The 16,209-nt window shown below is 42.8% G+C and carries 13 protein-coding genes and 1 pseudogene; 4 read left to right on the forward strand and 10 right to left on the reverse strand.

The features are described 5' to 3' along the window. Window positions 1–57: 57 nt before the first annotated feature. The 7 genes from ACE01R_RS09420 to ACE01R_RS09450 all read right to left on the reverse strand — a co-directional run bounded on the left by ACE01R_RS09420 (window position 58) and on the right by ACE01R_RS09450 (window position 8,027). Complete coding sequence (locus ACE01R_RS09420) at window positions 58–696, reverse strand: CoA transferase subunit B (protein ID WP_395550779.1); 639 nt, start codon at window positions 694–696, stop codon at window positions 58–60. Window positions 697–700: 4 nt separating this feature from the next. Then, window positions 701–1,405 carry a CoA transferase subunit A gene (locus ACE01R_RS09425; RefSeq protein ID WP_395550780.1) on the reverse strand — a complete coding sequence of 235 codons (705 nt, stop codon included), beginning with the start codon at window positions 1,403–1,405 and terminating at the stop codon, window positions 701–703. Window positions 1,406–1,496: 91 nt separating this feature from the next. Beyond that, window positions 1,497–2,399 (reverse strand): hydroxymethylglutaryl-CoA lyase, encoded by a 903-nt coding sequence (locus ACE01R_RS09430; protein ID WP_395550781.1) that lies wholly within the window; start codon window positions 2,397–2,399, stop codon window positions 1,497–1,499. Then, window positions 2,396–4,390, reverse strand: coding sequence for an acetyl/propionyl/methylcrotonyl-CoA carboxylase subunit alpha (locus ACE01R_RS09435; RefSeq protein WP_395550782.1), 1,995 nt, complete (start codon window positions 4,388–4,390; stop codon window positions 2,396–2,398). Before ACE01R_RS09435 ends, ACE01R_RS09430 begins: the two co-directional genes overlap by 4 nt. 19 nt (window positions 4,391–4,409) lie before the next feature. Beyond that, entirely contained in the window at window positions 4,410–5,204 is a 795-nt protein-coding gene (locus ACE01R_RS09440; protein ID WP_395550783.1) for an enoyl-CoA hydratase/isomerase family protein, read from the reverse strand. A 12-nt stretch (window positions 5,205–5,216) separates the two neighbouring features. Then, the gene (locus ACE01R_RS09445; protein ID WP_395550784.1) at window positions 5,217–6,818 is read right to left on the reverse strand and encodes a carboxyl transferase domain-containing protein; all 1,602 of its coding nucleotides are present in this window, start codon (window positions 6,816–6,818) and stop codon (window positions 5,217–5,219) included. Between the two features lie 36 nt (window positions 6,819–6,854). Next, entirely contained in the window at window positions 6,855–8,027 is a 1,173-nt protein-coding gene (locus ACE01R_RS09450; RefSeq protein WP_395550785.1) for an isovaleryl-CoA dehydrogenase, read from the reverse strand. Window positions 8,028–8,174: 147 nt separating this feature from the next. On the opposite strand from ACE01R_RS09450, the gene ACE01R_RS09455 reads away from it, so the two are divergent. From ACE01R_RS09455 to ACE01R_RS09470, 4 genes are all read left to right on the forward strand, one after another. Then, window positions 8,175–8,810 (forward strand): TetR/AcrR family transcriptional regulator, encoded by a 636-nt coding sequence (locus ACE01R_RS09455; protein WP_395550786.1) that lies wholly within the window; start codon window positions 8,175–8,177, stop codon window positions 8,808–8,810. Between the two features lie 97 nt (window positions 8,811–8,907). Beyond that, window positions 8,908–10,596, forward strand: coding sequence for an AMP-binding protein (locus ACE01R_RS09460; protein WP_395550787.1), 1,689 nt, complete (start codon window positions 8,908–8,910; stop codon window positions 10,594–10,596). 383 nt (window positions 10,597–10,979) lie between these two features. After that, window positions 10,980–11,480, forward strand: a complete 501-nt coding sequence (locus tag ACE01R_RS09465) for a pyridoxamine 5'-phosphate oxidase family protein (RefSeq protein WP_395550792.1) — start codon at window positions 10,980–10,982, stop codon at window positions 11,478–11,480. A 731-nt stretch (window positions 11,481–12,211) separates the two neighbouring features. Further along, window positions 12,212–13,402: an MFS transporter gene (locus tag ACE01R_RS09470; protein ID WP_395550788.1), complete on the forward strand. Its 1,191-nt coding sequence runs from the start codon at window positions 12,212–12,214 to the stop codon at window positions 13,400–13,402. A gap of 90 nt (window positions 13,403–13,492) precedes the next feature. On the opposite strand, the gene ACE01R_RS09475 is transcribed toward ACE01R_RS09470, so the two are convergent. The 3 genes and pseudogenes from ACE01R_RS09475 to ACE01R_RS09485 form a co-directional block, all read right to left on the reverse strand. Then, the gene (locus ACE01R_RS09475; protein ID WP_395550789.1) at window positions 13,493–14,926 is read right to left on the reverse strand and encodes a trehalose-6-phosphate synthase; all 1,434 of its coding nucleotides are present in this window, start codon (window positions 14,924–14,926) and stop codon (window positions 13,493–13,495) included. Next, entirely contained in the window at window positions 14,914–15,762 is an 849-nt protein-coding gene (gene otsB / locus ACE01R_RS09480) for a trehalose-phosphatase (protein ID WP_395550790.1), read from the reverse strand. The genes ACE01R_RS09475 and otsB overlap by 13 nt, the downstream gene beginning before the upstream one ends. Window positions 15,763–16,109: 347 nt before the next feature. Further along, a pseudogene (locus ACE01R_RS09485) lies at window positions 16,110–16,209 on the reverse strand (IS5/IS1182 family transposase); the annotation flags it as partial.

Here is a 16,209-nt window from a genome sequence, read left to right on the forward strand (position 1 = left end):
CGAAAAGAGCTTGCCCTTAAAACATTTCATTTTTAAGGGCTGGGTGGAGCAGGTGGATCAGGCAGCGTTGCGAAGTAAAGATACGCCAGTGACTTTCTGAATTTCCTCAAAACTCACATCTGGCGCCAGTTCAACCAGTCGAATCCCATCAGGAGTGACATCCAATACTCCGAGGTCAGTAATAATACGGTTGACGACAGCCTGACCAGTCAACGGTAAGCTGCATTGTGGAACAATTTTAGGCGTGCCATCTTTGGCGCAGTGTTCCATGAGCACCACAACTTTTTGTACACCTGCGACCAGATCCATCGCACCGCCCATACCTTTGACTTTTTTACCTGGAATCATCCAGTTGGCCAGATCGCCAGTTTCCGAGACTTCCATGGCACCCAGAATGGCAATATTGACATGACCGCCACGGATCATGGCAAAGGAGTCGGCACTGGAAAAGAAGGAAGCACCTTGGCGGGCAGTCACAGTCTGTTTACCGGCATTGATCAGGTCGGGATCTACGGTTTCAGCTGTAGGAAATTCACCAATCCCCAATAAACCATTTTCTGACTGCAGCCAGACATTGATATTTTCCGGAATATAGTTCGCTACCAATGTTGGCAGGCCAATCCCTAAATTGACATAGAAACCATCTTCAAGTTCTTGTGCAGCGCGCTGCGCCATTTCATTACGTGTCCAAGCCATGAGATCAAGCCTCCGCCTTTAAAGTCATCTGTTCAATGCGTTTTTCTGGTTGGGTATTTAAGACAATTCGGTTCACATAAATACCAGGTAGATGGATTTCGTCCGGATCCAGCGCGCCAATCTCGACAATTTCTTCCACTTCAGCGATGGTAACTTTACCGGCCATGGCACAGACCGGATTAAAGTTCTGGGCGGTTTTGCGGAAAATCAGGTTGCCTGCTTTATCTGCCTTATAGGCTTTGACCAAAGCCACATCGGCAGTCAAAGACTCTTCCAGAATGTAGGATTTACCGTTAAATTCGCGAACATCTTTACCTTCAGCAATCACGGTACCTACACCAGTCGCGGTAAAAAATGCCGGAATACCTGCGCCGCCAGCACGTAATTTCTCTGCCAAAGTCCCTTGCGGGGTCAGTTCAACTTCCAGTTCGCCGTTTAAATATTGACGTTCAAACTCTTTATTTTCACCGACATAAGAGGAGATCATTTTTTTTATCTGTTTGGTTTCTAGCAATAGCCCCAGACCAAAACCGTCTACACCGGCATTATTGGAAATACAGGTCAGGTTTGTAGCACCGGTCTGTTTTAATGCGGCAATTAAAACTTCCGGAATACCACATAAACCAAAACCGCCGACCGCCAGGGTATGACCATCTTGCACCACACCTTTTAAGGCGGCTTGAGCGCTGTCATAGACCTTGTTTGACATCTTGTCACCTCTATTGTTGTTGCAGCAGATTTGGGCTGCTGCTTATATCCTTATGGTTGCTTGAGGTCATTTTACTCAAGCATGATTATTTTTAAGCACAGGCTTTTTGCCAATAGGCATTGGCATAATTGGATGGATTATTACGTTGCAAAACTTCACTGATATTACGGCTGGCTTGCATCAGGGCGTCCAGCTGAATTCCGGTTTCAAAGCCCATCTTGGAGAGCAGGTAATACAGGTCTTCGGTTGAGACATTACCGGAAGCCCCTTTGGCATAAGGGCAACCTCCTAAGCCGGCAATGGAGGAATCAAAGACCCGAATGCCTTGCAACAGTGACTGATAAATATTGGCAATCGCCATGCCGTAGGTATTATGAAAATGACCTGCCAACACTTTGGCATCAAGTTCAGCCAGACAGGCCTCCCAGACGTTTTTCACCCGATCTGGTGTCGCTGTACCAATGGTTTCACCCAGAGACACTTCATAACAGCCCATCTCCAGTAAGCGCTGAGTAACTTTCACCACTTGTTTGGGACCAATCGCGCCTTCATAAGGGCAGTCGACCATACAGGACACATAACCACGCACCTTGATATCATTGGCTTTGGCTGCTGCCATGACATTGGCAAACTTCTCAAAACTTTCATCAATCGAGCAGTTGATGTTTTTGCGGGTAAAGCTTTCAGAAGCTGCGGTAAATACCGCAACCTCTTTGCAGCCCACAGCCAGTGCAGACTCAAATCCTTTCATGTTCGGGGTTAACAAACTGAACTGAATATTTGGATCTTGAGGTAGGCTGGCAAACAGTGCATCACTGTCTGCCATTTGCGGCACCCATTTGGCTGAGACACAGGAGCCAACTTCAATTGACTGCAAACCGGTTTTCATCAGGTCTAGAATCAGGTTTTTCCGGTCATCCAGGGTCAGTGGCGTTTTTTCATTTTGCAGGCCATCGCGTGGCCCGACTTCTACGATTTTGACAAAATCCGTCATGCGACTTCCTCCGCCAGCGGCTGGAACTCGACCAGTTCATCACCGGCTTTGACTTGATCACCCTTTTGGAAATATGAACTTGCGATGATGCCGTCATGTGGTGCACGAATCGAATATTCGATTTTCATGGCTTCCAGCGTCATCAGCACATCGTCTTTTTTCACCTTGTCATTGGCTGCCACCAGTACCTGGGTAATTACACCTGGCATCGGTGCAGTCAGGTTATTTTCAGCACCTTGTTCATCCTGACTGTTAAAGTCATTTTTCAGATAAGTAAACTTGTAGCTTTGGCCTTGATGGAACAGGGTAATGCCTTGTGCAGTCTGACTAAAGGACAGTTTTTGCTGTTTGCCTGCCAGTTGCAACGCTAAGGTATTTGCATCAATAAGCTGGCCCTGAATTTGAATCTGCTGACCGTTATAGCTGGCAATGAAGCCTTGATCCTGAGTATTGAACTGAACTTTTAGGGTAAAACCATTACGTTGTAATTGCACTGTATGGCTATTCTGCTGGTTCAGGCGCCAGAATGCTTTTTGCTGCCACACCGGATTGCTTGGAACGGGATTCTGTGCTTGACGTGAAAGTAGTTCAATCAGTGCAGCACTGACCACCAGTTCGGCACTGATATCAGCAGAAGGCTTGAGCAAGAATTCTTCTTCACGCTGGATCAGGCCAGTGTCTAGGTTTGCATTTTTGAATGAGTCGCACAGCACTAGCCGGTCAAGGAAAGCAATATTGTTGCCCAAGCCATCGACATGGAAATGACCCAGCGCATGATGCATCTGGGTTAAAGCTGCTTCACGGTTTTTACCCCAGACAATCAGTTTGGCAATCATCGGATCATAATAGGTGCTGATTTCATCACCTTCGACAATGCCACTATCAACGCGGACATAGTCATTTTGTTCTGGATAATGCAGATAGCTGATCTGGCCAATCGCCGGGATAAAGCCTTTTTCCGGCTCTTCAGCATAAACACGGGCTTCAAGCGCATGACCGTGAATCTGCAATTCATGCTGCTGTTTCGGTAAAGGTTCACCAAAAGCTACGCGCAGTTGCCATTCCACCAGATCCTGTCCAGTAATCATTTCAGTGACCGGATGTTCAACCTGCAAGCGGGTGTTCATTTCCATGAAATAAGCAGTACCATCCTGCTCAACGATGAACTCTACCGTACCGGCACCGACATAGTTCACTGCACGAGCGGCATCAATTGCCGCCTGACGCATCGCTTCAAGTTTGTGTTCTGGCATTTTTGGCGCCGGGGCTTCTTCCAGTACTTTCTGGTGGCGACGTTGTACCGAGCAATCACGCTCAAACAGATGCACATAGTTGCCATGCGTATCACCAAAGACTTGCACTTCAATATGACGTGGTTGAATCACATAACGTTCTATCAGCACATCCTCATTACCAAAGCTGGAACGGGCTTCACTCTTACATGAGGCTAGTGAACTCAGGAAATCTTCGCTGCGTTCCACCAGACGCATGCCTTTACCGCCACCGCCAGCACTGGCTTTAATCAGCACCGGATAACCAATACTGTCTGCCTGCTGTTTCAGAAAATCAGCATCCTGATTGGTACCGTGATAGCCGGGTGTTAAAGGTACACCGGCTTTTTCCATGAGTGCTTTAGAGGTGGCTTTTAGACCCATGGCTAAAATGGCATCCACCGGCGGACCAATAAAAGTGATGTTATTGGCTTGGCATGCTCCGGCAAACTGGTCATTTTCAGACAGGAAACCATAACCCGGGTGAATCGCCTGGGCACCAGTCATTTTTGCTGCCTGAATAATACGGTCAATTTGCAAATAGCTTTGTGCGGCTGGTGATTCACCAATATAGATCGCTTCATCGGCCAGTTTCACATGCTGTGCCTGCGCATCGGCATCGGAGTAGACAGCAACGGTGGCAATCCCTAATTTCTTCGCTGTACGAATGACACGGCAGGCAATTTCACCACGGTTGGCAATTAAAATCTTTTCAAACATTGTAGGATCCTTCTCGTTGTTATGCCGTGGTCTTGATCCAAGCCGGGCTTTGTTTGTTTAAAAATGCATTCAGGCCATTTTTCGCCTCATCTCCCTGGCGAACATGGGCAATATGCTGTGCTGTCTTGAGTAGCAGTTCTTCGGTCAGGACTTGCTGGTCGACCAGCTGGATCAGCTGTTTCGATGCATTTTGTGCAGCAGGTCCACCGAGTAATAATGCTTCAACAATTTCATCAATTTTGTTGTCGAGCTGTTCCGGTGTGGTGACTTCATGTGCCAGTCCGATGGTTTTTGCCTGTTCCGCGGAAATCCGCTCTGCAGTCAGAAAATAACGCGAAGCCTGACGCGCACCAATCGCGCGAATCACATAAGGACTAATGGTGGAAGGGGCTAGTCCTAAACGTACTTCTGAAGTGGCAAATTTGGCATCAGTACTGGCAATGCAGATATCACAGGCAGAAGCCAGTCCCATGCCACCGCCGAAAGCAATGCCTTGCACACGGGCAATCGTTGGCTGTTTCAAGGTTGCCAGGCTTTGCAACATCTTCGCCAGTTTCAAGGCATCTGCTTCGTTATCTGCCTGTGATGCCTGACCCGCCTGTTTCATCCAGTTCAGATCAGCACCAGCCGAGAAGCTTTTGCCACGCCCAGCCAGAATCACCACACGCACATCATCACGGGTATTTAGGTGTTGAAAGCAGGCGTGTAATTCTTCAATCACCTGGGTATTAAAAGCATTGTGCAGTTCGGCACGATTAATCCAGACCGTAGCGACCTGATCCTGCTGTTCGAGCTGTAAAAACTGATATGTCATTTTTGTCACCTCTTACATGCGGAACACGCCGAATTTGGTTGGCTGGATTGGTGCATTCAGGGCTGCAGCAAGACTGAGAGCCAATACTTCACGCGATTGCGCCGGATCAATCACACCATCATCCCATAAACGTGCAGACGCATAATAAGGATGGCCCTGACGTTCGTACTGCTCACGAATTGGTTGTTTAAACTGGTCTTCTTCTTCCGCTGACCAGTTGTCGCCTTTTTGCTCAATTTGATCACGTTTTAAGGTCGACAAAACGCTAGATGCCTGTTCACCGCCCATCACCGAAATACGCGAGTTTGGCCAGGTCCACATAAAGCGTGGTGAGTAGGCACGGCCACACATACCATAGTTACCGGCACCAAAAGAACCGCCAATCACCAGGGTCAGTTTCGGGACATTGGCATTGGCCACCGCCATCACCAGCTTGGCACCATTTTTGGCAATGCCTTCATTTTCATACTGGCGTCCGACCATAAAGCCGGTAATGTTTTGCAGGAAAATCAAAGGAATATTGCGCTGGGTACACAGTTCAATAAAATGCGCACCTTTTTGAGCTGATTCGGAAAACAGAATGCCGTTATTGGCGATAATCCCAACTGGCATGCCATAGAGCTTGGCAAAACCAGTCACTAATGTAGTGCCAAAACGTGCCTTGAACTCGTCAAAACGTGAACCATCGACAATGCGGGCAATCACTTCGCGGATATCGAAAGGCTTGCGTGCATCACTTGGCACAATGCCGTACAGTTCTGAACTGTCAAACAGCGGCGCTTCAATTTCATCTGTGGTCTTGTTTGGCTTTTTGTTCAGGTTTGCCACGATATTGCGGGCAATCGCAATCGCATGTTCATCATTCTCCGCCAAATGATCAGCCACGCCAGACAAGCGGGTATGCACATCACCGCCACCTAAGTCTTCACTGGAAACGAGTTCGCCAGTGGCTGCTTTGACCAGAGGAGGGCCACCGAGGAAAATGGTGCCCTGATTACGCACAATAATGGTTTCATCTGACATGGCTGGTACATAAGCACCACCCGCGGTACAGCTCCCCATCACCACAGCAATCTGGGCAATGCCTTGGCTCGACATACGTGCCTGATTGTAGAAGATACGGCCGAAGTGATCACGATCCGGGAAAACTTCATCTTGTAAAGGCAGATAAGCACCGCCAGAATCGACCAGATAGATACATGGCAAATGGTTCTGTTCGGCAATTTCTTGGGCACGTAAATGCTTTTTCACGGTCAATGGATAATAAGTCCCACCTTTGACCGTAGCATCATTCGCCACGATCATGCAGGTTACACCATTCACCTGACCCACACCGGCCACGACACCTGCTGCAGGAACATCATCCTGATAGACCTGATAGGCAGCCAATTGTCCAATTTCAATAAAAGCTGTACCTGGATCGATCAGATGATCAATACGGTCTCTTGGTAATAATTTACCGCGAGCTAAATGTTTTTGACGAGCAGTTTCACCACCACCCAGGGCAATTTTTTCGACTTTTTGTTTAAGATCTTTTACCAGCGTTTGCATAGCCGCCTGGTTGTTCTTAAATTCTTCGCTACGGATATTAATTTTGCTCTGTAATTGATTCATGCCGAACATCCTTGTTTATGTGCTTATGATTTATCTTTAGGCTGTTTCATTAAACAGTTCACGACCAATCAACATACGGCGAATTTCTGAAGTACCCGCGCCAATTTCATACAGTTTGGCATCGCGCCATAAACGGCCAGCAGCAAATTCGTTGATATAACCATTTCCACCCAGGGTCTGAATGGTTTCACCCGCCATCCAGGTGGCTTTTTCAGCGGCATATAAAATGGCACTGGCAGCATCTTTACGTAAGCTACGGCTATGATCCGCTTTATCACACTCTGCACCAACGGCATATACCAAGGCTTTACAAGCTAACCAGGTAGAATACATGTCGGCAATTTTTCCCTGCATCAGCTGGAATTCACCCAGCGCCTGACCAAACTGTTTACGGTCATGAATATAAGGAATCACAGTATCCATACAAGCATCCATAATGCCCAGTGGACCTGCACTTAAAACTGCACGTTCATAGTCCAGACCGCTCATTAGGACCTTGGTGCCATTACCGACGCCACCCATGACGTTTTCTTTCGGTACTTCCACATTGTCAAAGAACAGTGGATAAGTGTTTGAACCACGCATGCCGAGTTTGTCCAAATGGGTGCCGTGGCTAAAACCTGGCATATTTTTCTCAACCAGAAACGCAGTCATGCCTTTGGCGCCGGCTTGCAAATCGGTTTTTGCATAGACCACCAATACATCGGCATCGCCTCCATTGGTGATCCACATTTTTGAACCGTTAAGCAGGTAATGATCGCCTTTATCTTCAGCTTTGAGCTTCATGCTCACCACATCCGAGCCGGCATTCGGTTCAGACATTGCCAGCGCACCAACATACTCACCAGAAATCAGTTTTGGTAAATAACGCTGTTTCTGTTCTTTAGTACCATTTCGATTAATTTGGTTCACACATAGGTTAGAATGTGCGCCATAGGACAAGCCAATGGATGCTGAAGCGCGGGAAATTTCCTGCATGGCAATGATGTGCGCCAGATAACCAAAATTTGAACCGCCATATTCCTCACTGACAGTCAGACCAAGCAGGCCCATCTCGCCAAATTTTTTCCAAAGGTGAGCCGGAAATTCATTGTCACGGTCGACCTGTTGGGCAATAGGGGCAATTTCCTTGGCGCAAAAAGCGGCCACTGAATCACGAAGCGCTATAAGAGTTTCATCCAAACCGAAATCCAAGCTTTGTAAATTCATTCTTCATCCATCCTGAGGTTATATTTGTTGTGTCCAAAAAAGCATTTTTGTTGTGCTTGTTTTCTAACATACAACGAAAAAATAAAAAAGTGAACCTATATTCACAAAATGATTTACAATTCATTTTATCTTGTTGAGAATAATATTATGAGTTATAAAAGATCATCACTGATGCAGGAACGAATGGAACAAAATCGCTTGTCGATTTTAAAATCTGCTCGTGAACTGATTACTCAGGGGGGCTTTAAAGAGGCATCGATTCAGGCGATTGCAGAGCGCGCAGGCGTTTCTACAGGCTTGGTATATCGATATTTCGAAAGCAAAAGCCAGATTTTGATTGAGGTTTTATCAGAAGCCATTCGGCTTGAAGTTGAAATTTTAAATCACATTGCTGCTTCAGATTTATTGCCAAAACAGAAATTGCAAAAATCTGTTACAACTTTTGTGAAGCGAGCCATGAACAGCCCCCAACTGGCTTATTCGCTGATGTTTGAACCGGTTGATCCGGAAATGGAACATGAGCGTTTTCGCAGTAAGCAGCTGCTCAAGCAGAGCATTAAGGAGATTCTGGCCGAAGGAAAGGTCAATGGAGAATTTGAATTTGAAGATTTGAATACGGCAGCGTTGGGTGTAGTTGGCGCTATGACCTTCGTCGTAATCGAACCTTTGAATCCGTCCCGTAATGTAATGTTTGATCAGAAGTATAAGGATCACTTTGTCAAACAGATTGCCGATTTTTGTGTTAACGCAGTACGTCGACAGGAGGAAAACCCAGCAGCATAAGCACACAAAAACAGGCACACAGACAAGGTCGTCGTGATCATAAAACAATTAGTAAAGTTGAAAATCAGAATTACAAAGAATCAAGGAGATCGATTCAATGACACAAGTACGGTTAAGTTATGCCTATGGAACCAGCAGTCAACCCTTATTGGGCATGACCATTGGTGAAAAGTTTGATCAGGCATGCGAACAATATGCACATTCTGATGCAATAGTCAGTTTGCATCAGAATGTGCGTCTGACTTACCAGCAGTTGCAACAGCAAGTGAATGCTTTTGCTTGCAGTTTGCAGAAATTGGGTCTGGAAAAAGGTGACCGTCTGGCCATCTGGTCGCCGAACTGTGTGGAATGGACCATTACCCAGTTTGCAGCCTTTAAGGCGGGCATTATTCTGGTTAACCTGAATCCTGCCTATAAAAGTAATGAGCTGGAATATGTGCTGAACAAGGTTTCCTGTAAGGGATTGGTGATTGCATCGCAGTTTAAAACCACCGATTATCAGGAAATTTTGAGCAAAATTGCACCTGAGCTGAAGAATGCGGACACTAAACTACTCCGGGCAGAACGACTGCCGCATTTAAAGCATGTCATTAAAATTGATGATCAAGAATATAGTGGTCTACATCGTTTCCAGGACTTACTGGTTGAACCGAGCGAAAAAGCCTTAGCAAAATTACAACAAGTTGCGAGTGAATTGCAGTTTGATGAAACCATTAATATCCAGTTCACTTCGGGTACGACTGGTAACCCGAAAGGCACCATGCTGACCCACAACAATATTTTAAATAACGGTTACTTTGTCGGCGAAGCGATTCATCTGGGTCCGGAAGACCGAGTCTGTATTTCGGTGCCATTGTTCCATTGTTTCGGTATGGTCATGGGCAATCTGGCTTGTATCACCCATGGTTCTGCCATGATTTATCCATCTGCGGTATTTAATCCACTGGAAAGTTTGAAAGCCATCCAGCAGGAAAAATGTACGGCGGCTTATGGTGTGCCAACCATGTTTATCGCCATTCTTGAGCATGAACAGTTTGATGAGTTTGACCTGTCCAGCTTGCGTACCGGGATTATGGCCGGTAGCCCATGTCCGCAAGAGATCATGCAGCGTGTAATTGAGCGCATGCATATGTCTGACATTACCATCTGTTATGGCATGACTGAAACCGCACCTGTCAGTGCACAAAGTTCGACCGCAGACAGTGTCGAGCGTCGTGTTACCACAGTTGGCCGGGTACATCCGCATCTGGAAGTGAAAATTGTCAATGAAGAGGGCAAGGTGGTTCCGCGTGGTCAATTGGGTGAACTGTGTGTACGTGGTTATTCCGTGATGCTGGGTTATTGGGAAGATCAGGACAAAACCCAGGAAGTCATTGATCCTGCACGCTGGATGCATACCGGTGATATTGCCGAAATGGATGATGAAGGTTTTGTCAAAATCAAGGGCCGAATCAAGGATGTGGTCATTCGTGGTGGTGAGAACCTGTTCCCGAAAGAAATTGAAGACTTCCTTTATACTCACCCGGCAGTTTCGGATGTACAGGTGATTGGTGTGCCAGATCCTAGATATGGTGAAGAACTGTGTGCCTGTATCATTCTGCACGAAAATGATCCATGTACTGAAGAAACAATCCGTCAGTATTGTCAGGAGCATATTTCGCATAACAAGGTGCCGCGCTATGTGCGTTTCTTCCATGAATTTCCGATGACGGCTTCAGGTAAGGCGCAGAAGTTCAAGTTACGTGAATTTATGCAGGAAGAACTGAACTTGAAAGAAATTGCATGATATGAACTGAATATTTTGATATTGATGTCTCCCTCTTTATTTCCTCAGCAGAAATAAAGAGGGGGTAGCTTTTTTAAGTCATTTGACTGCATATCCAACATTTATCTCTTCGAATTTAATATATGCCTGATCCGTCTTATACAGGACAGCATGTTGAATGCATATTTTAACAATCAAAAAAATCATAGTATTACGTTCTTTCTAAACTGAAATGTAACAGAATTGGTCTTCGTTATTTCTTATGATCATTGCTAACAGCTTTTATTATGCAAATGTATAAAATCAGTGAGATAGGATATTAAATCCGAAAAATATAATTAATCTTGAACAGAAGTTAAGCGCAAAATTAGATCACTTATTAGCTTTGTTTTAGGAGAATAATGATGACAGATAATCAAAATCGCGAAAAATTATGGAAATTGATTAAAGAAGTACGGTTTTCCATGATTAGTCACACCACTGATACGCAGGAAATCCATTCACAGCCGATGACCCTGCTCAATTCTGAGCATATGAATGAAAGCCATAATCTTTATTTTATCTTGAAAGACAGCAATGATCTGGTCAATGCGGTTAATTCTGGCCGTAATCACATTGGATTATCTTTCGCCAAACCTTCTGACAGCATTTATGTATCCATTAGTGCACATGCACATATCAGTACAGATCCAACCTTGATTGATCAACTTTGGAATCCGTGGGCAGAAAACTGGTTCGCTGGAAAAGAAGATCCAAGTGTGCGGGTTTTGGTCGCTGAAGCAGTCAGTGCCGAGTATTGGAACATCACTGATAATAAAGTGACACAACTTTTTAAAGTGATTAAAGGTAGTCTTAGCGGTAAAATAAATGAACCAGATGCAGAGCATCAAAAAATGAATCTGTAAACTTTTAAAATCTGATGATTGAAGATAAATTAAAAATAATGAAATCTTGATGTTTAAAACCAAGCCTTTTAGCGTAAAACCTGGAGGGCTTTTTCTTTATCGGATTATCGAGATGATTGAATAATCATTTTACTTTTCAAAGGAAAATTGAAAGGTATTCACTAACTCATAAAGACAACCTGACTTTATGTCGAAACAATAGCTAAAATTGCCTTCACTCACAGAGGTATACGCTTGCCATAAAATTAAAATATTGAATCGTTAGGTGATTTTAAAAATAAGTCTTATATCTTATAAAATAAGTATAAAAAATAGTGATAGATAACAGATCTAAATTTAGTTTTCCTTTTAAATAGTCACAATAAAATTCTCTGATAAAAAGTCAAATAAGCTTCAGGATGTTTTTTAAAATTTTTTCAAATATATTATTATTTAGATGTAAATATAATTGTAAATTATTGTTTTATATTGGTTATTTTAATTGGTGTTGAAGTTTTATTGCCTATTTATTATTTGGTCTCCCAAGCTCATTAGATCCCTCTGTGAGTTACAAAATATTTTTTAAAATTTCTAAAAAATAGGATTGGTTTACTCTTTTTTTGTGTATAATTTCGCCAAATTAAAGCCCTTGTAAATTTATAGAAAATTTCTATAAGTATGCAGGGGTTTTTCTCTGGGAATCATCCTGAAAAGGGACGGCCAAAAAACCTATTTTTTGTGGTGGCACACATATGTTTTTAGCTAAAACAGCACATCTGGATCATGCAACTCGGCACTCTGCACAGCGTTTATCTACATTACTGAGCTTCTTTAGTTTAGGTCTAAGTACTGCAGCGTGGGCACCACTTATTCCCTATGCACAGCAGAGACTTCATCTGAATCATGCCGATTTCGGTACTTTATTGCTGTGTATCGGTGCAGGTTCCATGCTGGCGATGCCTGCGACAGGTTTATTGATCCAAAAAGTGGGTTGTCGTGCCATTATTTCCGTAGCAGTTTTATTGTTACTCATGGTTTTACCAGCCTTTGCCTTAACCAGCAGCATATTGATCATGGCCATTGCTTTATTCCTGTTCGGTACAGCAGCAGGTAGCTTGGGCGTGGCCATTAATCTTCAAGCGGTCATGGTTGAAAAAAACAGTGCCAAAAGCATGATGTCACAGTTTCATGGCATGTGCAGTTTAGGTGGACTTGCCGGGGTAATGACGGTCACTGCCTTACTTGCAGCAGGTGTGAGCCCTTTGCTGAGTGCTGTGGCAATTTGTATTTTATTAGTGGTTTTGAGCGTAATTGCTGTGCCTAACAGTTTAGCGGTCATTGAAAAGGAAGCAAAAACCGATACTGCTGAAGTTAAAAGCCAGACTAAAAAATTGCCGAGTCCGTTGATCATTTTGATGGGTCTGGTGTGTTTTATTGCCTTTCTTTCAGAAGGTTCGGCAATGGACTGGAGCGGGATTTATCTGATCAATGAATATGGCGTAAAACCTGCTTTGGCTGGTCTGGCTTATACCTGCTTTGCTATCGCCATGACTTCAGGTCGTTTTGCAGGGCAGTATTTAATCAAGGCTTTGGGTGAAAAGAATATCATCATCTACAGTGCAATTTGTGCAGCGCTTGGACTGTTTACGGTGGTTGTTGCTCCTCACTGGATTGTGGTTTTATCAGGCTATGCTTTACTGGGTTTAGGCTGTTCCAATATTGTTCCCGTAATGTTTTCACGTGTAGGCCGTCAAAATGTCATGTCTAAAGCAGCCGCATTGTCATGTGTTTCTACCATGGCGTATACAGGCTCCTTATTGGGACCTGCTTTGGTTGGAATCACCAGTGAAATGATGGGCTTGTCTGTCGTCTTTGGATTTATTGCGACTCTACTTTTAACCATTGCTTTCTTAAACTATTTTACTCAAGTCAAAACTGCTTAATTTTTAATTTACTTTGTTCAAGTTAAACAGGCATATCCAAAAGTTGATATGCCTGTTTTTTTATAGCTGGAAAATAGAAGATTTTCATTTTCAATAATTCGCAATTTTAGGATAGATTTTTTTGGCAGCGGGCGGGAGGTTATTTACTTTTTCAACGCCTTTCAGATCGGCTAAAAATGCATTACGCCAGTCATTGATATCAAAACTTTTTAATCCATTCATTAATTGCTGATAGCGTTCTAAACGTTCCGATTTTGCCATAGTTAAAGCCTTTTTCAATGCCTGAATCATACTGCTACAATTTTCAGGGTCGACCATTAATGCTTCTGACATTTGCGCTGCTGCACCGGTATATTTTGAAAGAATCAGTACCCCTGGATTTTCAGGATTTTGTGCAGCTATAAATTCTTTGGCAACCAGATTCATCCCGTCACGCAAAGAATTTACCCAACAAATATTGGCCTGCCGATAAATTTTCATTAATACATCATGTGAAATGGTGGCATGAGTACAGTTAATCGGTAACCAGTCGTCTTGAGAAAATTCCTGATTAATCAAATCGACCTTCGACTGTAAATGCTCAAATAAATCTTTATACGCTGCAATTTCCATACGGCAGGGGCAGGCAATTTGTATGTCTGTAAGATGCTTATGATATTCAGGATTGTTTTGTAAAAATGTTTCCAGGGCATTAAACCGTTCGATTAATCCTTTGGAATAATCAATACGATCAACACTGATAATGGTTTGTTGATCACCTAGACTATCAAATTCAAAGACAGCAGAAGTATTTTCATCTTTTTGCTGTGCCACTTTTTGTATCAGTTCCGGGTTAACCCCAATGGGATAACATTGCACAGTGACCGGATGATGATTGCAGTTCAACATATGGCTATTGACGGGTTGAGTTGCCAAGTAATGACTACACACTTGCATACACTGCTGTTGGTCATGTTCAGTTTGTAAACCCACCACATCATACTGGCAAAGGTCTTGAATCAATGATTGTGCAGTAGGAATTAAATTCCAGATCTTTAAGCCGGCAAAGGGAATATGCAAGAAAAAACCAATTCTATTTTTCATGCCCATTTCACGACAATAACGTGCCACACTTAAAAAATGGTAATCATGCACCCAGATCAAATCGTCGGGCTGCACGATTTGTTTGAGCTGTTTAGCAAATAGGTGGTTAACTTGTTGATAGGTCGCGTATTGCTGAGCTTGGTACTCAATTAAATCAGCCCGATCATGCATTGCCGGCCATAAGGTATTATTTGCAAAACCACAATAATAATTTTGGTACTGTTCCTCGGTTAAAGGGCAGGTAACGTATTCCACACCCTTATATTCGGTTTGATTAAAGTGTGGCTCTTGATGTTTTGCAATTTTTTCACCATTCCAGCCCAACCAGATTCCGCCAATATCAGCTAGTGCATCTTGTAATGCCACTGCCAATCCCCCAGCGGTAGATTTATCTGGGTTGGGTAAACTGACACGATTCGATAATACGATTAATCTAGACATGCTTTTTCTCCATTTGATACTTGAGACAGTCTCAAACAACGTGCTTGCAAGAATTGTGAAAATAAACCAAGAAAATCTGCAGCATCTTCAACATTTTTCAGTCGGTAATGGGCATGGGTGGGTTCTGATCCAACTTTTATACTGATACCTTTCAAGTGATTGATGACTTTAAAACCCGATTCATCGGTTTTGTCATCTCCTATAAAAAGAGGTAAAACTTCATCAAAATTTAAATATTCCAATATCGTTTGAATCGCCTGTCCTTTATCAGCCTGCTTAGGTAGCAATTCAAATACACACTTGCCTTCATTTATTGTTAGGCCTGCGTATGTACTCAGGACTTCTTCAGCAATATGTTTTGCAATATCGGCAAGTTCGGGGCATTGACGATAATGAATGGCAACAGAATAGGTCTTGTTTTCAATCAACAATTGGGGATAGGGATGACAACGTTTTTGAATATCCTGTTGAAGTAATGAAAAATTAATATCATCTGTAGCAGTGTTCAACTGGGTGTTGTCATCTATTTTTATTTCCAGGCCGTGCGTACCCGCTATGGGCATTTTTAAAGGAAACAATAATTGTGAGGCTGCTCTGACTGAACGACCGGTAAGGAAAATGACCGAAACATTAAAAAGACTTAACTGCTGTAAAGTGTTTAATGTTGTGAATGGAATAAAACTTTGAGAGGGATCAGGATGAAATTCTGAGATTGTCCCATCAATATCCAAAAATAAACAGTACTTTTTATCACTGGATAAATAGGGGAGTATAAGCTGTAACAAATTATGAGAATAATATTGAGTATGGGAAGAAAGAGGTCCTGAGCTAAACATATTTACTATCTATTAATTATTTGATTCATTCATAAATATCATTAAAAAAATAATGAGGGTGTAAAAATATTATTAAAACTACATAAAATAAATAAATTTTACATAGTTTATTCTTATTTTATTTTTATCAAATTTTTATTGAGTGAATTATTGAAATGAAAAAATAAAATTTAAGTCTTGATATTTTGTAAATATTATGGAGAAATGAAAAAATATTTTTATTGTATATCTTAATCTTATATAATTTTTTTACATTAATGCACATTGACTGATATTTATTGTAATGCAATATTTTCACTATTAAAATATATGAGATTATATGAGTTATAATAGACTTCTTTCATAAATCATTTTTTACTCAGCTCCAAGTTATAGATTCCAGCAATTAAATTGAATCTCAAACCGAGTCTTTTCCCTCTATTTCGATAACGTTCGGCAAGGATCTTG

The sequence above is a fragment of the Acinetobacter sp. BSP-28 genome (genome assembly GCF_044130285.1).
Taxonomy (GTDB): Bacteria; Pseudomonadota; Gammaproteobacteria; order Pseudomonadales; family Moraxellaceae; genus Acinetobacter.